The organism is Sphingobium herbicidovorans (assembly GCF_002080435.1).
In the GTDB taxonomy this organism is placed as follows: Bacteria; Pseudomonadota; Alphaproteobacteria; order Sphingomonadales; family Sphingomonadaceae; genus Sphingobium; species Sphingobium herbicidovorans.
The window spans coordinates 1,527,330-1,547,914 of sequence record NZ_CP020538.1 but is presented as its reverse complement, the minus strand read 5'-3'; the positions used below and the strand labels follow the sequence as shown (position 1 = coordinate 1,547,914).

The following is a 20,585-nucleotide window of genomic DNA, read 5'->3' as shown; positions in this document are numbered from 1 at the left end:
CAAACGGAAGGGCTGCCAATGACGGTTGCTGACGAGAAAACCCTGGAAATCCTCTTCACAGAGGCACGTTCTCAGAATGGCTGGACCGACCAGGTGGTAACGGATGCGGAACTTCAGGAGGCATATGATATCGCCAAATGGGGACCGACCTCGATGAATATCCAGCCATTTCGGGTGGTATTCCTGCGCTCTCTTGAGGCAAAGGAGCGGCTCAAACCCGCGCTGAAGCCGGGCAATGTCGAAGAATATGTGTGTATGCACACGCATCCTGACGGCATGTGGACGGATCCTTGCGGGGTCCTTTCGCGGTGACGCAACCGCCTCCCTTCGCGGCTTTCGCGCCGCCGGTCCGCAAGCCATCACCGCTGCGCAAGGAGATCACGGCGGCCTATCGCCGACCCGAAGCAGAATGTGTCCAGCCCTTGCTGGATCTGGCCGCCTTGCCCCGCAAGCTCCGGTCGGACGCCCGCGACACCGCGTTCACGCTTGTCTCGGCGATCAGGGAAAAGCGGACCCGCAGCGGCGTCGAAACCCTGGTTCAGGAATTTGCCCTGTCCAGCCAGGAGGGCGTGGCGTTGATGTGCCTGGCCGAGGCCCTGTTGCGCATCCCGGATGACCAGACCCGCGACGCGTTGATCCGTGACAAGATCGCAAAGGGCGACTGGATGTCGCATGTGGGTAGCGGCAAGCCCCTGTTCGTCAATGCAGCGTCCTGGGGGCTGGTCGTCACCGGCAAGCTTCTCGACAGCGTGAATGACCGGGGGCTGGCCGCCGCACTTTCGCATTTGCTTGCGCGGGCGGGGGAACCTGTGATCCGGCGCGCCGTCGATATCGCGATGCGATTGATGGGGGAGCAGTTCGTTACCGGTGAAACGATCGGCCAGGCGCTGAAGCGCGCGCGCTCTCTGGAGGCAAAGGGTTTCACATATAGCTACGACATGCTGGGCGAGGCGGCGATGACAGCCGCGGACGCCGCCCGCTATTATCGGGATTATGAGCAGGCCATTCATGCGATAGGCAAGGCATCGGCCGGCCGCGGCATTTATGTCGGCCCCGGCGTCTCCATCAAGCTCTCCGCCCTTCACCCGCGATACAGCCGCGCCCAGGCCGGTCGCGTGACCGACGAACTTCTGCCCCGCGTCAAGGCGCTGGCCGCGCTGGCGAAACGCCATGATATCGGCCTCAATATCGATGCGGAGGAGGCGGACCGCCTCGAATTGTCGCTGGACCTGCTGGAAAGCCTCGCGCTCGATCCCGATCTGTCGGGCTGGGACGGCCTGGGCTTGGCGGTGCAGGCCTATGGCAAGCGATGCCCCTTTGTGATCGACTGGACCGTCGATCTTGCGCGCCGCGCGAACCGGCGGATCATGGTGCGGCTCGTAAAGGGCGCTTACTGGGATACCGAAATCAAGCGCGCGCAAGTCGATGGGCTGGCCGACTTTCCCGTCTATACGCGCAAGGTTCATACCGATGTCGCCTACATAGCCTGCGCCAAAAAGCTGCTGGCCGCGCCCGACGCCATATTCCCGCAATTCGCGACCCATAACGCCCAGACGCTGGCGACCATTTTTCACATCGCCGGCCCGGATTTCACGGTCGGCGACTATGAGTTTCAATGCCTGCACGGCATGGGCGAGCCGCTTTATGGCGAGGTGGTCGGAAAGGGGAAGCTCGACCGGCCGTGCCGCATATATGCGCCGGTCGGGACGCACGAAACGCTGCTGGCCTATCTTGTCCGCCGCCTGCTTGAAAACGGGGCCAATTCGTCATTCGTGAACCGGGTCGCTGATGCAAGCGTAGCGATCGACGAACTCGTCATGGATCCGGTCGAGCAGGTCCGCGCGATGGACTTGCCCGGACGCCCGCACGACCAGATCGCCTTGCCGTCCGCCCTCTACGCTGATCGCCGCAACTCTGCGGGCATCGACCTGAGCGATGAGGACGCGCTGGCGCATCTGTCGCGCGCCCTGGCAGAGAGTGCGACGAGGCAATGGCATGCCGCGCCCGCAATTTACGGGCGCCCGGTCGTGCGCAGCGAACGACCGGTGTGCAATCCTGCGGATGCGACCGATGTGGTGGGAACGGTGGCCTTCTGCGTCGAGCAGGACGCGCGCGACGCCTGCCGGATAGCCGCCCATGCCGCAGCAGCCTGGGCCGCTACGCCGGTTGCCGACCGCGCCGCCATGCTGAAGCGGGCAGCCGACGCCATGCAGGCGCACATGCCTCAGCTCATGGGGCTGGCCATCCGCGAGGCAGGCAAGTCAGCGGCAAATGCGATCGCCGAGGTTCGCGAGGCGATCGATTTCCTGCGCTACTATGCCGCGCAGGCTCGAACGACCTTGGGGCCAACGCAACAGCCGCTCGGCCCCATAGTCTGCATCAGCCCCTGGAATTTCCCGCTTGCGATATTCACGGGCCAGATCGCTGCAGCTTTGGTCGCGGGCAATCCGGTCCTTGCCAAACCGGCGGAAGAAACCCCGCTGATCGCCGCCGAGGCGGTGCGCATCCTTCATGCCGCAGGCGTCCCGGCCGATGTGCTCCAGCTGCTGCCGGGCGCGGGCGAGATCGGGGCCGCGCTGGTCGGGGCTGCGGAAATCGCGGGCGTGATCTTCACCGGCTCGACAGAGGTTGCGCGCCTGATCCAGAAACAGCTCGCCACGCGTCTGTCGCCCGGTGGCCGCCCGGTCCCGCTGATTGCGGAAACGGGCGGTCAAAATGCCATGATCGTGGATAGCAGCGCCCTTGCCGAACAGGTGGTGGCCGATGTGATCGCGTCGGCCTTTGACAGTGCTGGCCAGCGATGTTCGGCGCTTCGCCTGCTGTGCCTGCAGCACGAGATTGCCGATGGCGTCCTTTCAATGTTGAAGGGGGCTCTGAAGGAACTCAGCATCGGACGCCCTGATCGCCTGTCGGTCGATATTGGTCCGGTCATCACCATGGAGGCCAGGGCCAGCATCGAAAAGCATATCGATGCGATGCGCGCAAAGGGGCGGCGTATCGAGCAGCATGCAATGCCGACCGACATCGGGCGGGGCAGCTTCGTGCCACCGACGATCATCGAGATCGACAGCGTCGCCGATCTTGAGCGTGAGGTTTTCGGTCCGGTGCTTCATGTCATCCGCTATGACCGAGAACGGCTTGGGCATGTGATCGAAGCGATCAATGCGACAGGATATGGGCTGACCTTCGGTCTCCACACCCGCCTCGACGCGACCATGGATTATGTCACCGAGCGGGTGAAGGCGGGCAATCTCTATATCAATCGCAACATGATCGGCGCGGTCGTCGGCGTCCAGCCATTCGGGGGACGCGGGCTTTCCGGTATTACTTGTGAAGGCCGCCTTCCTGGATCAAGCTCTTGCCCTCCGTTCGCCGAACTCAACCGATCGTCACGCGCTCCAGACAACCTTCCGAAGCAGAGAAAGCTGCGGCACCTTCGAAATCGGGCACTGTGCAGACATAGAGATATTCGGCATTTTGGCCGCCGAGGCAGCAGGCGAGCGCGCGGCGGCCTGCAGCAACAGGAACAAGATGCGAAACTGCGCCGCCCTCAGTCATGCGAATGACGCCAGGGCCCGCGACGATTGACGATCCAGCCACGGCAACGGGAACCGCGCTCCAGATCGCCCCCTGTCCGTCCAGGCAAATGCCGTCAGGTATCCCGCCATCGGGCAGCATGCCGAACAGGCGACGGTTCGACAGGGCGCCTGTCACAGCATCAATGTCGAAGCACGTGATGCGCATCGCAGTACATTCAGCAACGTAGAGCGTTTTCCCGTCAGGGGCGATCGCCATCCCATTCGGCGACATCATGTCGGAGGCGGCGATGCTGGCGCTGCCATCCGGCTGCACAAGAATGAGGCCGGTGGGATCCGGCATGCCATGCGCGTCATCAGCCCAAATGTCGAAGCCAGGCTGACTGACATAGGCGCGACCGGCATGAACCGACATGTCATTTAGCACAAAGCGGCACAGGTCCGAAAGATCGGCATGAACCGACACACCGTCTTCGCTGATCCGGAGCAACTTGCGCTGCTTGGACAGAACAGCAAGCAGATCGCCACCGTCGAGGACACCCAAACCACCTACGAAATCATCTGCTTCCTGGTGGATGATCTCCGCTTTGTCGTCGTCGTCGAGGCGATAGATTCGACCGGCGGCAATGTCGGAGAAGATGAGCGATCCATCGTGCCAGCGGGGACATTCCGGCAAGGTAAGCCCCTCAACAATGACTTCTGGTTCGGGCAGTCGGATCATTTCGCCTTCTCCTCCGTAGGCTGCTCGTAAGCGTCGATCCTAGAACCGCTGACCGATGCCGCCGTCATGGTACAATGACGCGCCAGTGACGAAGCGCGATTCATCGGATGCCAGATAGACGAATGCGTGCGCAGTATCTTCCGGATAGCTCTTGATGCCGAGCGGTCCCATGGCAGCGACGGCGTCTTCCGCTGCCTCGTAGGATTCCCACAGCCCCTGGTCGGCATATTCCTGGAACGCCTCGCGGAGCAGGGGCGTGACTGTAAGCCCTGGATGAACCGAATTGACCCGGATCCGCTTGGGGCCGAGTTCCACCGCTGCGCAAAGCGTCAGCATCCGTCCTGCCGCCTTGGAAACCTGGTAGCTGAGGTTGTTGGCGCTCGGCATGTAGGAGGCCATGGACAGCGTGTTGATGATTGACCCGCCGCCCGGGAACCGGTGGGCGGATTCTGACAGGGCCGGAATGCATAGCTTCATTCCGAGGAACAGCGCGTCATGATTGACCGCCATCACCTTGCTCATCTCATGTAGCGGCGTGCTCTCAACGCCACCATGGACGGAGATGCCTGCATTATTCACCAGAATATCGATCCCACCAAATTCACTGATCGTAGTATCAATGACCTTCCGCCAATCTTCTTCCTTGGTCGTATCATGCGCCAGAAGCCGAAAACGGCCTTCACCATGCTTCGCTTCAATCTCACTGATGATCTGAGCCGCTTCATCTGTGCGCAGATCAGTACCCACGACAGCCTTCGCGCCTTCGCGCAGATAGGCATCGCAAATCGCAACGCCGATATTTCCGACGCGGCCAGCGCCGGTAACAATAGCAATCTTATCCTGTAAGCGATTCATCTGAGCACCTGTTTTATAAGGAGGGAAGGAAGCAGGGACCAGGCACGTGATGCGGATTGCCCCGCACCACGTGCCTTCGCCCCTATTTAGAAACTGAAGGTGGACATGATCCCGAACTCACGCGGCGGCGTGAGTGTCACGGTCCGATAGCCCGAATTGAAAACGACGTTTGGATCGGTCGTGCCTACCTGCCCGGTCGCGGTGCTGATCGAGCGGATACGTTCCTGGTTGAAGAGGTTCTTCACGAACCCAGAAATCTCCCAGCCTTTCCCATTTCGGAAGCCCAGGAACAGGTTGACGTTGGTGAGGCTTTGATAGTCAAACTGGGCCAGTTCCGAACGGAAGCCAGGCTGATAGGTGACCAAAGCACGTACAAAGCCATTCCCTTCGCCGATGGGGACGCGATATTCCGTATTCGCGCTCAAGCTGAATCTAGGGATCTCCGCGATGCGGTCATCGCGCAGGCACTGTGCCGTTTCCTGGCCGATGGGGATGATGATCCTCCCAGCGGCATCGAAACTGTTACAGGGCGCTACTGCGTTTTGATAGCGCGCATCAACATAGCTGGCGGCTACATCCAGGTTCCAGTTGGGCGTAGGCGCGGCGGAGATGGAGACTTCCGCACCTTTCGACCTGACGTCGCCATTAAAGTTGAAGTCAAAAGACCGCGTAATGGAACCGTTCTGGGGAACCGAGTAATAGACGCCCGGCACACGCGAAATGTAGTCGTTGATCCACTGGTAGAAGATGGCCGCATTGAATGTCACGCGCCGATCGAACAGCCGGGTCTTCACGCCCAATTCGATCGAGTCAGAAGTTTCGTTTTTGGTTTGGGTGAGTTCAGCGCTCAGCGGGTCGGTCAGTCCAACCGCGATCGGTCCCAAGCGGAAAGAGCGGCCGTAGGACAAATATGCTGTTACGTCGGGCGACGCCTCGTAAACGATGTTGGCGCTGCCGGTTAAAGCTTTGAAGTGATAGGCCGTCTGCGGATTGGATGCCAAATTTGGCCCGGTCAGCACACCGGCTGGCACTCCGAACAGAGGGAGCCCGGGTGTCGCCACGGTAAGATAGGTCTGGAAGTTTGTCCGGAACCAATTGTAGCGCGCTGCAACTTCTGCTCGGAGCTTGTCGGTAAATTGCAGCGCAACACTGCCCGCGATCGACTTCGTGACATTGTTGACTGGAACGTCGATACCCACATTTAGCGGCAGGTAAAGTCCGGTTGAAGCCGGCACCGGCGTCGGTGGAACAGGCAGGCCCAAGACTGTACTGGGGAAGAATGTCGCGCTTTGCTGTGTGACGTGCGTCGGTCCCTTGATCGCCGACCTGTAGGCGCTCAGCGAATAGTTGAAAAAGCCGTCGAATTGCGAGCTCAGTCTCAGTTCGCCAGTGAACCCATCATATTGCGTATCGGTATCCTGCGCCTGGATGAAGCCGGGCACGGCATTTGTAACGTCAAGATCTCGCGACGCGAGCAGCCTGCTGCTGACATAGCCGCCTGAAAAATCAAGCCGGTGCGATCCCATATCCCATCCAGCGTTCAGCGTGACGAAGTGGGATACGTTACGGAAGCGAGCCGGGCCTTCGGTAACTCCATATCTGTCCTTAGGATCGATGGCAGGCCCGCTCAAGGTCGGGTCCAGCAGGCTAGGCTGATTGCCAGGACCCGCCACCTGCTGAAACTGCCGCGCGTCGACGTTCAGATATTGGTAGGCAAGGTCTGCGCGCAGGTCTGGCGTCGGTTGATAGGCAAGGCTGAAGCGGCCGCTCATCGTGTGAGAATAGGACCGCTCACCAGTCGGGATGTTGCGAACATGATTTGCCCGGTTGCCATCCACCAGCAAAGCTGCGCGCAAGGCCAGGACATCTGCCTTGATCGGAAGAGAAACTGCTCCCTGAACATTGAAGGCATCCCGGTCAGTCAATGTTCCTTGCAGGTAGCCGGTCGAATTGGTCAGGTCTGGCCTTCGGGTCCGAATGGTGATGGCGCCGCCCGGAGCCGTCTTGCCACGCGTTGCGCCTTGGGGACCGCGGAGCACTTCGATCTGTTCTATATCGTACAACGCGCTAAAAACCTGCTGCGCATTGACCGACACTTCGTTGAGATACACCTCCACTGCCGGGAACGCGCCGCTGTCTGGGTCAAAGGAGATGCCCCGCAATGTCGCGGTATTATTTCGGCCCGTATTATTGGTGATTTGCAAACCGGGTGAAAGCTGCTGGATGTCGCTGACGGTCAGTATCGACAGGCGCTCGATCTTTTCACCAGTAGCAACGTCGACGGCCATCGGCACATCCTGCAAATTCGCGCTCTGGCGCGTCGCAGTGACGATGATCTCGTCCGCCTGCGCAGTCCCTTGATCGGCTGTCACTTGCGCCGCCGCTGGAGCGCTTGCCAACACAACTGCCATAGCCGCCATGGTGCGCAGTCCTACGATCGGTCTTGAGCTGTTCATGTCATCCTCCCTCATATCACCTGCCCGATTTTTGCTTTTGCCGGCCTTAATCAGTAACGGCTGGTTCCATTTTGTTCGTGATTGCATCACTTGGGGATGTTGGTCAAGAGAGCGCAATGATTGCCGCACAAAAATCGAGGAGCCGGGCTGGACGGCCCAAGGTCGAGGAGCTTGCTGAACGGACTGACGCATTGCTCGCGACCACAGAGGCTTTGCTGATCAAGCTTGGTTACGAACGCACCACTTTGAACGTGATCGCGAAGGAGGCTGGAGTCTCGAAGCAGACAATCTATGCCAAGTATGGTGGCAAGCCGGGCCTGTTGCGTGCAGTTCTTCAGCGAGCGTCCGAAAATTCATCCAGCGCCAGCTTGGCCGCAGAAGATGATCTACCACTCTATGAGGGCTTGCTGGAGCGCGTCCGCCGTCTCATAAACATCTTCCGTTCCGAAAATGCTGTCGGCATTGTCATGATCAGCGTCAGGGAAGGAAGGAAGTTCCCTGAGTTTCGAGATGAGATGTTGAGGTCGAGGGAGCAAAACCTCCTTGCTCCGCTGAGGCACTATCTTGAACATCTCAGAGCGCGTGGGCTCATCAAAAACGTCGACTGTGGACGCGTTGCTTCGATGCTCCTGTGGTCTGTTTCTGAAGAACTTCTGGAGGTTGCTGCAACCGGGGTGGTGCCAGCCCTTACCGTTCAGCAGATTGAAGCCAAAGCCGCTTTCATAGCTGGCTTCTATCGGGATGCGATCACCCGCTTTGGCTCAGGCCCACTAATAGCCGCAGTTCAATCTGATTGAGGCTTTCACGGTGCGACGAAAGAGGGTGTGGGAGCTGAATGACTGACCGGCTGACGCCGGGAGGATCATGGCGAGGGGCTGAAGCCATTTTTGTGGCCATGTCTGTCAAGATACGCAGGATGGTGTCATCGGTGATGTTGCCGGATGTCGTCGAGAAGCATCCGCGCTGCCAGAAGCGTTGCCCCCAGTAGCGCTTGCGGATGTGTTCGAACTCTTGCTGGATTTTGCGCGATGACCGCCCCTTGGCGCGGCGAACGAATTCGCTGACGGAGACGTGCGGCGATATCTCGGCGAACATATGGACATGATCACGAGGCAGCACGCCATGGACGATGGTCACGCCGCCCATCTCGGCACATACCTGCCGGATACATAAAGGAAGCCAGCTACGCCAGATGGATGGGCGCTTCATACGGTCGGAAATCGCGAGAGCATTTCGCTTCTCCATAAGCGAGCATCCGGTCACATTTTTGGGCCCAACGCTGACCGTTCGCTTCGAAATGACAGATCGGCAGCTTTTGTTTGGAGCAGACGTTCCTGGTGGCTGATTTGAGTGACCGGGTCTGGTCGGCACAAGCCCAAAAGTGTTTCGCCCGCGACCTCGCCGGCAAGCGTTCTGCAGATGGCCAATGTGGCCATAGGAGAACGACCATGGAGATGCCTGAAACCGAACTCACCACCACCAAGCGCCCGGTCTGGAATGCCGGAAGGACCGTCGGTGCCAAGCGGGCTCTGAAACCAAAGCAGATCTGGGAAATCCGTTTTTACCTCAATCAGCGCCGCCGACTGCGAGATCGGGCGCTGTTCGATCTGGCGATCGATAGTAAGCTTCGGGGCTGCGACCTGGTGCAGATGAAGATCGGCGACATTGTCAGCGGCGGACAGATCCGGACGCGGGCAATCGTGATGCAGCAGAAAACGGGACGGCCCATCCAGTTCGAACTGCTGCCGGACGCTCGGGCGAGCCTGCTGGCTTGGCTGGATCGGCGCGGCGGCACGGTGGACGATTATGTCTTTCCCAGCAGGGTTGATCATAAGGGGCACCTCAGCACCCGCCAGTATGCGCGGCTTGTTGACGAATGGGTAACAGGTGTCGGTCTGATGCGAAGCGAGTATGGCACGCACTCACTTCGCCGAACGAAGGCTTCGATAATCTATAGGGCCACCGGCAACCTTCGTGCCGTTCAGATCCTGCTTGGCCATAGCAAGATCGAAAACACGGTTCGCTACCTTGGAATCGATGTGGAGGATGCTCTTGCCCTCGCCGAGAGTACCGAGATCTAAGCCCACTGGCGTCCGTTTCCGGTGTAGAGCCGGACACGGTCGCTGGGACAAAGCCGCCGTTCCGAGGCAAGAGGCTGGGGCAACATTCGGACAGTAAGCCGTCGTTCCGGTCGCAAACTGCTGCTTGTACCAGTCAGTTACGCTCTCGCCTGATCGGGTAAATATGGTAGTAATCGCTCCGATCGGGCAATCTCTCGGTAAGCCAGTCAAGCCGGGCGCTGCTATCCGCCGCGAATGTGGCGTCGGCGGCCAGCTTGCCCTCAAATTCGGCTCGGATCTGCGGATCGCCGGCCAGTAGGGCATCGGCGATTGGCGCTCGCACGAAATCCTCCGCGCCTGGGGGCGAAGCGAGAATTTCAGGGAAAAAGCCCCAGGCGAGGAAACTGTCCTGGCTCTCGGGTTCGAGAAGGGCCGCTGCCAGCAGGCCAAGGGGCTGGTCCGCCGGCACGTACACCGTACCGGTTGGCAGCGTTTCAGTCACAGCCTCGTGCCGTAATCTCGTGTCTAGCGGCATGCGCGCATCCCGCACCGGCATCGACTTCGGATCGACCAGGCGCACGCGATCGAGCGTCAGGGTGCGCGGGGCGTCGAGCACTTCATAGCGAATGCCGTGCACCGTCAGCCGATCGATCACATCGGCTTGCTCCGCCGGTATCCACCATGCCTTGGGCAGACGCACCGTCTCGACCGGTTCTTGGCCCATTATCGGCATCCGCCAGTTGACCGGGCGACCCAGCCATCTCTGCTCCTCACGCCCGCTCGCTGGCGACACATAGGTGTCGAAGGCGATGCCCTTGAACTGTGCGACCCAGCCGACCGGCTCCGCAGCGGGCTTCCAGCGAGTCAGCATCTCGGCCGGGCGCGATGCCCGGTCGCCGGCTTTCGCGCCGGCGATCTGCGCGGCATCCTGCCCAGCCAGTTTAAGCGCCGCCTCAAGCAGCACATAGGTGCCCAACACTCGCTGGCGATAGGGCTTCATCATGTGGTTTTCGACCAGCACCGTGGGCACGCCAATGAAATCGCCGTAGCCGGTCGAATAGCGCGGTCCCTCGGGTGCTTGGCGGATGCCCTTGGCCGGTTCGCGGGTGTCGATCGGGCTCGGATAGATGGTAGGGATATGGCCCGCCTTTTCCAGCGCCGCCGTCACGTTAGGCCCAAAGCGGCGCTGCAACCAGTCCGCGGTCGCGCGATGATAGGCATAGCGGCCCCAGCCGGCATAGGTGAAGGTGATGTCATATTGCATGTCGAAGCCGTCGCTGACATGGCAATCGATGTAGAGGATCGGGTCCAGCCGACGCAGCAGACCGATCATGGCGCGACTTTCAGGCGCATCCGCTTTCGCATAGTCGCGGTTCAGGTTGATGTTACGGCTGTTGCCGACATAGCCCTTTTCCGCCGGACCGCGCAGCGCCGGGAAATTCCAGCGGCTCATCTTCTCATGGCCATCTATATTATAGACAGGAACGAACACCAGATCGACCTTGTCGAGCAGCCTGTCCTTGCCACGCATAGCGATGTCGCGCAGCAGCATCAGGCCCGCATCCTTTCCATCGATCTCTCCCGCATGGATGCCCGCCTGCACCAGCACGACCGGCTTGCCTGCCCCGCCCTTGCTGGCGCGGACCAGCACCATGTCACGCCCTTCGCCGGTCCGACCGAAGGTCTCAAGGCTGATGAGAGGAGAGGCTGCGTCCAACCGCCTCAGCCAAGCCTCGACCTCCGCGTACCGCGGCGTGGTGGCAAATCCTGCCTGTTCGGCGGGCGTGATCCACGGATCGTCCTTAGCGACGATCAGCTTCTCGCTCGCGCCGGACCAGGGCAGCGCTGGCGGTAACACCGACGCCGGCAGCCCCGGCAGAGGCGTATGGGTTGGTTGCTGCGCGGTAGCCGTGCCAGCAGCGCACAGCGCCGCTACGCTCAGAAGGCGTGACATCGTCTTGCTCATGTCTCTATCTTCCCGGCTCAGAAGCGGGCGCGCAAGCCGATGGTGGCGGTGCGCGGCGTTCCCGGCTGCACCCAGACCGAACTGTAGCTGCTGGCATACCATTGCTTGTCGAACAGGTTGCTGATGGTGCCGAACAGTTCGACATCCTCGATCACATCGACGCTGCCGAACAGGCGGAACAATGTGTGAGAGGGCAGGGTGAAGTTCGTCCCCGTCTCACCCAGCCGCTCGCCGACATATTGCATACCCGCCCCAAGTTGCGCCCCGCGCCCGGCCAGTTCGAAATGTTTTGCGACCTGGATGTTGAGATTGTGGTCAGGGATGTTGATCAATTTGTCGCCCGGCAGAATCCGGGTGGCGAAATTGGGATCGTTCACCGCTTCGCGTGCTTCGGCATCGGTATAGGCGTAGCTTAGCAGGATATCGATATCGCCCGGCAGATGGCCGTTTACGTCCAGTTCCACGCCACGGCTGCGTGCCTTGCCTATAGCGACGGAGAAGCCCGGATTATTATTGTCGCTCGCCAGCACATTGTCCTTCGTCAGCTGATAGACGGACAAGGTTCCGGTCAGCGCGCCGCCCAGCGTACTCAGCTTAATCCCGGCCTCAATGGACTCGCTGGTTTCGGGATCGAAGATATTGTTGAAGAAATCGGCGCCGACATTCGCCCGATATCCCTGGCCATAAGCAGCATAGAGGGTGATCGGATCACTTAGCTCATAAACGATGCCGGCCTGCGGGCTGAACCGCTCATATTTTCGCCTGTTAAACCGATTTGCCGCTGCAAGGACGCGGTTGTCCACCTTCAGCGTCAAATTGTCGTAGCGACCGCCGACCCGGATCTGGAGCCGTTCGGTCAGTTTGATTTGGTCCTGCACATAGAAGCCGAAGCTGCGCTGAGTATCGAGGCGATCGGTCAGTACCGGCGTCGCGGGCAGCGGATATCGGCCATAGACCGGATTGTCGATGTCGATGACATAGCCGGCCTGATCGCTCGGGTTCGTGCCGACGGCCGGCGGACGGAAGCGGGTGAAATAATTATCATATTCGAACTGGTCGAAATCGCCGCCTATCAGCACGCGGTGATGCAACGATCCGATCTTGAAATTACCCGCAATTTCAGCGCGAACGACGCTATGTTCCGCATCGTAGCGCCGCGAGCGGCGCTGACGCGAGAGGGAATGACCATCGAAATAGAGTTTCTGGCGCGAAGCGGTCTGCTCCGCGTCGGACGAGAAACCGGTCAGCAGCGTGTCGCGATGGCTGGCCCCGACCAGCAGGCTCCAGTCATCATTGAACTGATGGTCGAGCCGCAACTGGTGGCCGGTGGCGCGCGCCACCGTGTCGCCATCGCCCGGCTCGCCCAGGAAGCGCGAACGCGGCACGGTGTTGAAGTCATTGTCGAGGACGACGATGCCACGATCGAACGGCACTTCCACGCGGGTCCATTCGAAATCATAGGTCAGGCGCGTCCGATCGCCGAGCGCAACGCCGATCGAGGGCAGGAAGCCCCAGCGCGTCTGCGACACATAGTCGCGGAACGTGTCGCCCTTCTCATAATAGCCGAACAGCCGCGCGGTGATGCCATCGGTCAGCGCCAGATTGGCGTCGGCGTCGGCGCGGAACCGATCATAACTGCCATATTGCAGAGATCCGGCGCCGAAGGTCCGACCGATTTCCGGCTGTTTGGTCACAAGGTTGATCGTGCCGCCTGGTTCGCCGCGACCGATCAGCGCCGCCGCCGGCCCCTTGAGCACTTCAACCCGCTCGATTCCGGCGACATCGCGCTGGCCGCCAAAACCGCGCCCCGCGTTGAAGCCATTGACCAGATAGCCGCTCGGCAGATTTTCATCGCCGGCAAAGCCGCGAATGGCGAAGCTGTCCCAGAGGCCGCCCAATGTATTCTGGCGCGCGACCGAAGCATTCATGTCCAGAGCGTCGGTCAGGCGCAGGATGTTATTCTGCTGCAACGTCTCGGCACTGATTTCGGTAATCGCCTGTGGAATTTCCTGCACCGCGAAATCGCCGCGATAGGCTTGGCGCACGCCAGTCACGGTGATGGCGTCTTCACCCTGCTCGGAGTGGTGGATCGCGTCGCCGGTTTGGGCTTGTGCCGACGCACCGGCAAGACCCATCGCAAGTGGCAGCGTGACGTCGCGGAGCCGACGTAAAGGGACATGCGCGCGCGGGCGCTGCAGTTGGATTGCCATAAATTCCCCTGTTGCAATGAGACTGCATCTCATCGAGCGCCGCCCCTAAAGGATCAGTCGAGCACGCGTCAAATGGAAATGTTATATTATACCATTGACAATGTGCTGATCCGCCGGAATGCTGCGCACCAACAGCCAAGGAGCCATATTCATGTCCCTGACCGCGACCGGCCAGCGCATCCTCTTGTCCGATGTCCATTTGTCCTATGCCAGCCAATCCGTGCTGCGTGGCCTGGCGCTGCATGTCGATGCGGGTGAGATTTATGCCTTGCTGGGCGGCAATGGCGCGGGCAAGTCGACGACGATGTCGACGCTGCTGGGCTTTGTCCGGCCGGACAGCGGCACGGTGCTGGTTGCGGGTCATGATCCGGCGGCGGAGCCGGAGAAGGCACGAGAGCAGGTCGCCTATGTCCCTGAAAATGTCGCGCTGTACGAACATCTGACCGCGCGGGAAAATGCGGCCTATTTGCTGGCGCTGGCGGGTCGCCATCCGGTTCCCGATGCAATCGACGGCGCGTTTGAGGCGACAGGATTGCAAGCCGCCGCTTGGAGCAAAAGACTGGCCGGCTTCTCCAAGGGAATGCGGCAGAAAGTCGCGATCGCCATCGCCTTGCTGCGTGAAGTGCCGGTGCTGCTGCTCGACGAGCCGTCCTCCGGCCTCGATCCGCGCGCTACAGCAGACTTTAACAAGCTGGTCCATGATGTCGCGCGCAAAGGCGCGGCTGTGCTGATGGTAACGCATGACCTGCTATCGGCGGCCGACATTGCCGACCGCATCGGCTTCCTCGAATCCGGGCGCATCGTCGACGAAGCATGCGCCCAGGGAGAGGAACGGTTCGACGTGCGTGAACTGCACCGCAAATTTGCGCGCGAGGTCGCCGCCGCATGAGCGCCGTGACCCTGATCGCGCGCGACGAACTCCGCCTGATGCGGCGCAATCGCGTCGCCGTCGTCGCCTTTGCGCTGCTCGTCCTTCTGACATTGGCCGCTGCGCTCATCAGCTGGTCGCACCAGCAGTCGATCACGCAAACCCGCGCCCGTTTCCAGGCGCAGGCGGCGAAGGAATTCGAAACCCAGCCCGACCGACACCCGCATCGCATGGTGCATTTCGGCAATTTTGTCTTTCGTCCGCTCGGACTGCTGGCCGCCTTCGATCCCGGGGTCGACGCCTTCACCGGCAACAGCATGTTCCTGGAGGGGCATCGGCAGAACAGCGCCAATTTCGGCGATGTCCGCCAGTCCTCGATGCTCGTTCGCTTCGGTCAGTTGACACCCGCCTTCGTTTTGCAGGTGATCGCGCCGTTGCTGCTGATCTTCCTTGGCTATGGCGCTGTCGCGCGAGAAAGGGAACGTGGGACGCTGCGTCAGATGCTGGTGCAGGGCGTATCGGCCCGCGCGGTGGTCATGGGCAAGCTGCTGGCGCTGGGTGTGGTCGCGGCGCTGGTCGGTCTGCCCGCCATGATCGCTTTCCTGTTGATCGCCGGGCAACCAGGCGCGCTGGCCGGGCCTATGCTTGTGATCGCGCTGGGCTATGCCGCCTATCTGGCGCTGTGGGCGATCATCGTCATCCTTATGTCCGCCCTGGCGCGGCGGGGGCGCGACGCGCTGCTCGCCCTGCTCGCGCTATGGGTCGTGTTGGTCATCCTGCTGCCCCGCATTGCCCCTGATGTCGCGGCGCAGGCCCATGCCCTGCCGACGCGACTGGAAACGGACATCGCCATCGCCCGAGACCTGCATAAACTGGGTGACAGCCACAATCCCGACGACCCTTTCTTCAAGGCGTTCAAGGAGAAGACGCTGCGCCAATATGGCGTCACCCGTGTTGAAGATCTGCCGGTCAATTATAGCGGCCTGCTGGCCATGGAGGGCGAGAAACTCACATCTGGCCTGTTCGACGATTATGCCGACCGCAGCTTCGCTATTCAGGCCGCGCAGACCCGCCTGAACGACGGCTTTGGAATCATAAGTCCCGCCATTGCCTTAAAGCGCCTTTCGATGGCCGCGGCGGGCACCGACCTGACCGGCCATCGCCGCTTCATGACACAGGCCGAGGCCTATCGCTATGACATGGTGCAGCGATTGAACAGGCTTCAGGCCGAAGCCGTCAGCTATGCCAACGACACCGCCAAGGATGCGGGCGCCGATCGGCGAAAGCGCATCTCCGCGGGCCATTGGGAGACCATCCCGCAATTCCAATTCAAGCCTGCCCGAGCCGCCGATCTGGTCAAAGCCAGCCTGCCCGGCCTTGGCCTGCTGCTCGCCTGGCTGGTCATCGCCGCGCTGGCGCTGCTGCCGGTCGCCCGTCATCTTCAGAAAGCCCGTCCATGACACTGGTCGCTTATGAACTGCGCCTGCTGCTTCGATCGCGCATGGCGGTGCTGGCGCTGCTTCTAGTCGCTTTGCTCTCCATCGCCGCCGTGGCGGCGGGTATGGCGGAGGTCACCCGCCAACGCGATGTCATCGCCCGCATCCAGCCCCAACAGGCGCAGGATATCGCCAGCATCGCCGCATGGGTGGACAAGTCGAAGGACGCAGGCAGCGCGGCCTATTACAGCTTTCACGCGACATGGGATGCGCCCGCGCCGCTGGCCTTCGCCGCGCTCGGCCTGCGCGATGTTGCGCCCTATATCCTGCGGATCCGCGCGCTCGGGCTGGAGGCGCAACTCTATGACGGAGAGGCGTTCAATCCCGAACTCGCCCTGCCGGGCCGCTTCGATTTCGCCTTCGTGCTGGTCTATCTGACACCGCTGTTCGTGATTGCGTTGTTCCACGATCTGGTGTCGGGTGAACGGGAAGCTGGCCGCCTGCGCATGCTGGACGCGATCGCCGGGTCGGGGCGGCATCTATGGGCGCGCCGGGTTCTGCTGCGCGGCGGACTGCTGTTCTTGGCGCTGGCAGTGCCGCTGGCGATTGGCGCGATCTTGTCCCAGGTGCCGGGCGTCACGTTGCTGGCGGTGTTGGGGATGGTGGTGCTTTATCTCGCCTTTTGGATAAGTGTGACGTTGCTGATCGCCCGGCTGCGCTGGTCGTCGGTTGCCAATGCAGCGACGCTGGCGGGCTTATGGCTCGTGCTGACGCTGATCCTGCCGACAGTCGCCCATGTGGCTATCAACCAGGCCATTCCGGTCGGCCAAGGCGTGGAACTGACGCTCGCCCAACGTGAAGCGGTCAACCGCGCCTGGGATATCCCGCGCGAGGACACGATGCGCGCCTTCTATGCGCACCATCCCGAATGGAGGGACAGTCCGCCGCTGACCGCCGCCTTTCACTATAAATGGTATCTCGCCTTTCATCAGGTCGGGGATGAAAGCGTCGCGGGCAAGGTCGCAGCCTATCGCCGCGGGATTGAGGCGCGTGATGCGGCGGCTCACAGCGTCGGCTGGCTGTTGCCGCCCGTCGGAGTGCAGACATTACTCGCTCGGCTCGCCGAAACGGACATGCAAGCGCAACTCGCCTATCAGGACCGGATCCGGCACTTCCACAAGCGCCTGCGCAATTTCTACTACGGCTACCTCTTCACGGACACACCCTTCGGCAAGGCCGACTTTGAAAAGGCACCAAAGTTTAGGGGCTGAGGGTGGCAGATGGATGTTCTGGAACGGCTTGAATTGGCACAAGCTGCCCTTCAAGCCTCCCACTCTGAATGGCGAGGTTTGGTCGACGTAGGCCGAGCATCTTTCATCTGGGCTGTGTCGTCCAGCAGCGGTGGCGGACGAACGATTGCGGCTTTGCCTGCTGGAAAGCCGCAGTCACCAGTGCCCCCGCCGCTAAGGCTGCCAAGTAGCCTATGCCGACCGCATCCCATGGATATGTCGGATGGTCCAGCACGACCAGTACGATCAAAGCTAGGCTGTTGACACCAGCGTGCAGTATGCCTGGCGCCAGCACAGAGCCGGCACGGTCACGCACAAGCGTCAGGATGACGGCAAACAAAATTGTGGAAATAGGGAAGATCGCCAGGCCGAGAGCGCGGTGGTCGGGATAATTCAGACCGAACAAATAGATCATGGGCCAGTGCCAAATGCCCCAGACAAGGCCAGTAGCAATCGAGCTTCGCCAAAAGCCGAATGGCCGCCATAGATGGTAAAGGTAGCCACGCCAGCCGACTTCCTCCGTGAAGGTGTAGAGTACGGAGTTGCCGAGAAAAGTCAGCCCGGTGAAGCTCGCCATCACGAGGAGATAAGATCGAGGATCTGAATAATCTTGATGACGCAAATCCGCAAACTGTCTCGCCATGCCATCGAGGCCGGCAAGCTCATGCGTCGAAAGTGAAGCAGTGATGGCAATGTTCATAACTGCTAGGGCGACTGCAATCACGGGTGCCAGAATAAGCCAGACACTGATCCGAAGACGAAGCCCAAGCGCGTTTAGCCGGTGGCCCTTCTCAAAAGCGAGGGAACAAATCACAGCCGCTACAACAGGTCCGAAAAGAGCGATAAAGAAGGAAAAGGGCGCCGATGAAATGTCCCGGTGGCCGCCAATCGAAGCGAAAATTATCGGACTCCAGCTCAGGACGAAGGTCAGAATGAGGAAGACAGTTGCCCTTTTCGAAACCGACATAGAATCCCCCTGATGTGTTAGCTGCGGCGGTTTGCGTTGGTAACAGTCCGCGGTCACTCATTGCATAACTGTTGTGATCGTATCTCGCGTTGCACGCCTCCATTTCGTAGCAGAAGAAGACGGCTCGAGAGGCTGCTCAATTCGTGCTCCAGACTTCAGCCGTCTACCTGCTGCCAAGGTGCCGCGTGAAGAAGCGCGCCATGACGCCAAATGCCTCTCGCGATTCTGGGATCTTATCGTCCGTATAAAAGCAATGATTTAAACCATCCCAGACATGCAGATCCGCCTCAACCCCTGCTTTGACGAGCAAGCGATGGGTATTCACCGCCGCGCTCAACTCTCCCGCCCGGGTGGCGGTGATAAGGAGCGTGGGCGGAAAACGCTTCAACACTTCGCTGGACTCTATCGGGGACATAAGCGGATCGGAGAGATCATGATCCCCATAATAGAAGCGCTCATCCAGTGTTGGCGGTGCGGTGAGACCCTGCAGCGGCTTGAACCAGTACCAGGCATCGCCCGCCCAGCGAGCGTCAGCCGAAGCGCAAAGGACGCCGGCCGCGCCAGGCGTGGGCAAGCTCTCCTTTTGAAACCAGGCGAGCGATTGCGCCGTCAGCAGCCCACCAGCAGAGCCGCCGAAGAAGCCGATATTCCTCGCCTTATGGGTCTTGAGGAGCTCACGATAGACGGCAGCGACATCGCGGCTCGCCGCAGGAAATCTCGCTTCCGGTGCCTGGCTGTACGAGATCGTCAGTATGGCTATCCCGGCCATTCCTGCCAACGGCGCGGCTTCTGCTATGGCGCCAGCGCCGGGCGCACTGACCACGAAGCCCCCGCCCGGCAAATTGACCAACACCTTGCCTTTATTGGCAGGAGCGACCTTCTCGGGACGAACCCAATAGCCTTTGATGCCTGCGATCTCAGTCGCTTCAATCGTCACGCCGTAGCGCCTGCCCATCTCAGCAGAGCGTGCGAGGGCGACCTTGTCTTGTCCATTGCGGATCCGCCGCGCGACCTCAGAGCCGCCCCTAGCGATGCTGTCGAGAGCAGCGCCGGTGTCGGCGGGTCGTTTCGCCATGCGCTCGCGAGCCTCCCGGCTCAGGTAGACAGACGGCGGCAGTCGGAACCTCGGCACGGTGACGGTGCGATCGGGAGAGATCGGATTTGGTCGGTCCTGGGCCACTGCCAAGGACGACAGTGTTAGGCTCATACCGAGCAGAACTGCCGTGATGCGCATCGCTTACTCCTAATTGTAGCTATAGATGCGAGGGGGCGCATCTTAGCCAGCTATGTGATGATGGGTTTGGCCGAAACTCTAGCGGAAGCGGAGCCGCAGACGCTTGAGCCAGGAACGGAAGGGAGCGAAAATTACCCCGCCGATCCCGTCGATGGCTTCTCCCGACGCCAGCCCGGTCTCCGGGAATTCACCCTTTCTCGGCCGAACATAGCTGCCGAACAGCATGTCGAATAATGGAAACACATCGGCAAAATTCTTATCGATATGTTCAGCTTGAGTAGAATGGTGGATCCGGTGGTATTGCGGCGTGACCAGAATCCCTTCCAGCCACGGCAATTCCACGCGAATATTCGAATGACAAAGGGCAGCCCAGGCGAAAAGGAACAGTTGAGAATAGACCGCGGCCTGTCCGCCTTCCTTGAAATTCAGATCGACGAACAGGCCGATTGTCAGCATCGAGAAGAAGCTGCGCCACTGGATCTGGAGGAAATTGTCCCGGAACACCGTTAGCGGGTTCATCCAGCGGTCCGAATGATGAACCTGATGGATGTCCCAGAGCGCTGGAACATGGTGCTCCAAGCGGTGAGAGAATGCGAGCCAGAAATCATAGACTGCCAAAGGCACAAGGATCATCGCTAGAATGCGAAGTGCCTCGTCCACCACAGGCAGGCCCAACCCAATCCGATCCGGATGGATGAGATTTAGTTGTAGGCCAGTCGCCTGCGACGCCCAGATCGCGGCTGCGCCAGTGATATATGCAAGCGGTATTCCAATCAGGCCCGCAGCCACGGCGGCCAGCGCATTGGTCAGATACGCCTTGGCAGGTATCTTCACGACGGGATAGCGGTGGCCCAGATAGATCATCAGGCAGAACCATCCGACCATGGCACCCCCGATCAGCAATAAGGGCATTCGCCTCCTCCCCATATTTTTGCAGGCGTCTTGATGCGCTCTTTTCGATGAAAACTTACAAGTCGTCTATGATCG

General features: G+C 60.5%; 14 protein-coding genes and 2 pseudogenes. 7 read left to right on the top strand and 9 right to left on the bottom strand.

Annotated elements, in window-relative coordinates:
• The first annotated feature begins 18 nt into the window (after positions 1-18).
• The gene (locus B6S01_RS07475; protein ID WP_081570334.1) at positions 19-312 is read left to right on the top strand and encodes a nitroreductase family protein; all 294 of its coding nucleotides are present in this window, start codon (positions 19-21) and stop codon (positions 310-312) included.
• A complete protein-coding gene (putA, locus tag B6S01_RS07470; RefSeq protein ID WP_157704824.1) occupies positions 309-3,566 on the top strand; it encodes a bifunctional proline dehydrogenase/L-glutamate gamma-semialdehyde dehydrogenase PutA in 3,258 nt (1,085 codons plus the stop codon). The genes B6S01_RS07475 and putA overlap by 4 nt, the downstream gene beginning before the upstream one ends.
• Here the strand turns inward: putA and B6S01_RS22115 are convergent.
• The 3 genes and pseudogenes from B6S01_RS22115 to B6S01_RS07455 all read right to left on the bottom strand — a co-directional run.
• A pseudogene (locus B6S01_RS22115) lies at positions 3,511-4,257 on the bottom strand (SMP-30/gluconolactonase/LRE family protein); the annotation flags it as partial. The gene putA and the pseudogene B6S01_RS22115 sit on opposite strands and share 56 nt — an antisense overlap.
• Positions 4,258-4,296: 39 nt before the next feature.
• Positions 4,297-5,112, bottom strand: coding sequence for an SDR family NAD(P)-dependent oxidoreductase (locus B6S01_RS07460; RefSeq protein ID WP_037467537.1), 816 nt, complete (start codon positions 5,110-5,112; stop codon positions 4,297-4,299).
• Positions 5,113-5,198: 86 nt separating this feature from the next.
• On the bottom strand, positions 5,199-7,568 hold the full coding sequence (locus B6S01_RS07455) for a TonB-dependent receptor (RefSeq protein ID WP_197053226.1): 2,370 nt from the start codon (positions 7,566-7,568) through the stop codon (positions 5,199-5,201).
• A gap of 77 nt (positions 7,569-7,645) precedes the next feature.
• Between B6S01_RS07455 and B6S01_RS07450 the strand changes: the two genes are divergently transcribed.
• On the top strand, positions 7,646-8,365 hold the full coding sequence (locus B6S01_RS07450) for a TetR/AcrR family transcriptional regulator (protein ID WP_231568043.1): 720 nt from the start codon (positions 7,646-7,648) through the stop codon (positions 8,363-8,365).
• Between the two features lie 65 nt (positions 8,366-8,430).
• Here the strand turns inward: B6S01_RS07450 and tnpA are convergent.
• Positions 8,431-8,735, bottom strand: a pseudogene (tnpA, locus tag B6S01_RS07445) (IS200/IS605 family transposase); the annotation flags it as partial.
• A gap of 281 nt (positions 8,736-9,016) precedes the next feature.
• On the opposite strand from tnpA, the gene B6S01_RS07440 reads away from it, so the two are divergent.
• Positions 9,017-9,649, top strand: a complete 633-nt coding sequence (locus B6S01_RS07440; RefSeq protein ID WP_037467531.1) for a tyrosine-type recombinase/integrase — start codon at positions 9,017-9,019, stop codon at positions 9,647-9,649.
• Between the two features lie 133 nt (positions 9,650-9,782).
• Here the strand turns inward: B6S01_RS07440 and B6S01_RS07435 are convergent, their stop codons facing one another.
• Together B6S01_RS07435 and B6S01_RS07430 are read right to left on the bottom strand one after the other, a co-directional pair.
• Complete coding sequence (locus B6S01_RS07435; protein ID WP_037467530.1) at positions 9,783-11,594, bottom strand: M14 family metallopeptidase; 1,812 nt, start codon at positions 11,592-11,594, stop codon at positions 9,783-9,785.
• 17 nt (positions 11,595-11,611) lie between these two features.
• Positions 11,612-13,804, bottom strand: a complete 2,193-nt coding sequence (locus B6S01_RS07430; protein ID WP_037467529.1) for a TonB-dependent siderophore receptor — start codon at positions 13,802-13,804, stop codon at positions 11,612-11,614.
• A 151-nt stretch (positions 13,805-13,955) separates the two neighbouring features.
• Here B6S01_RS07430 and B6S01_RS07425 point away from each other — a divergent pair, with 151 nt between their 5' ends.
• The 3 genes from B6S01_RS07425 to B6S01_RS07415 are packed head-to-tail and all read left to right on the top strand — an operon-like array spanning position 13,956 to position 17,379.
• Positions 13,956-14,693, top strand: a complete 738-nt coding sequence (locus tag B6S01_RS07425; RefSeq protein WP_037467546.1) for an ABC transporter ATP-binding protein — start codon at positions 13,956-13,958, stop codon at positions 14,691-14,693.
• On the top strand, positions 14,690-16,132 hold the full coding sequence (locus tag B6S01_RS07420) for an ABC transporter permease (protein WP_037467528.1): 1,443 nt from the start codon (positions 14,690-14,692) through the stop codon (positions 16,130-16,132). Before B6S01_RS07425 ends, B6S01_RS07420 begins: the two co-directional genes overlap by 4 nt.
• Positions 16,129-17,379 (top strand): ABC transporter permease, encoded by a 1,251-nt coding sequence (locus B6S01_RS07415; RefSeq protein ID WP_037467526.1) that lies wholly within the window; start codon positions 16,129-16,131, stop codon positions 17,377-17,379. The genes B6S01_RS07420 and B6S01_RS07415 overlap by 4 nt, the downstream gene beginning before the upstream one ends.
• Positions 17,380-17,482: 103 nt before the next feature.
• On the opposite strand, the gene B6S01_RS07410 is transcribed toward B6S01_RS07415, so the two are convergent.
• From B6S01_RS07410 to B6S01_RS07400, 3 genes are all read right to left on the bottom strand, one after another.
• Positions 17,483-18,097, bottom strand: a complete 615-nt coding sequence (locus B6S01_RS07410; RefSeq protein ID WP_051908392.1) for a CPBP family intramembrane glutamic endopeptidase — start codon at positions 18,095-18,097, stop codon at positions 17,483-17,485.
• Positions 18,098-18,527: 430 nt separating this feature from the next.
• Positions 18,528-19,598 carry an alpha/beta hydrolase gene (locus B6S01_RS07405; RefSeq protein ID WP_051908391.1) on the bottom strand — a complete coding sequence of 357 codons (1,071 nt, stop codon included), beginning with the start codon at positions 19,596-19,598 and terminating at the stop codon, positions 18,528-18,530.
• A 78-nt stretch (positions 19,599-19,676) separates the two neighbouring features.
• The gene (locus B6S01_RS07400; RefSeq protein ID WP_197053224.1) at positions 19,677-20,387 is read right to left on the bottom strand and encodes a sterol desaturase family protein; all 711 of its coding nucleotides are present in this window, start codon (positions 20,385-20,387) and stop codon (positions 19,677-19,679) included.
• Between the last annotated feature and the right edge of the window lie 198 nt (positions 20,388-20,585).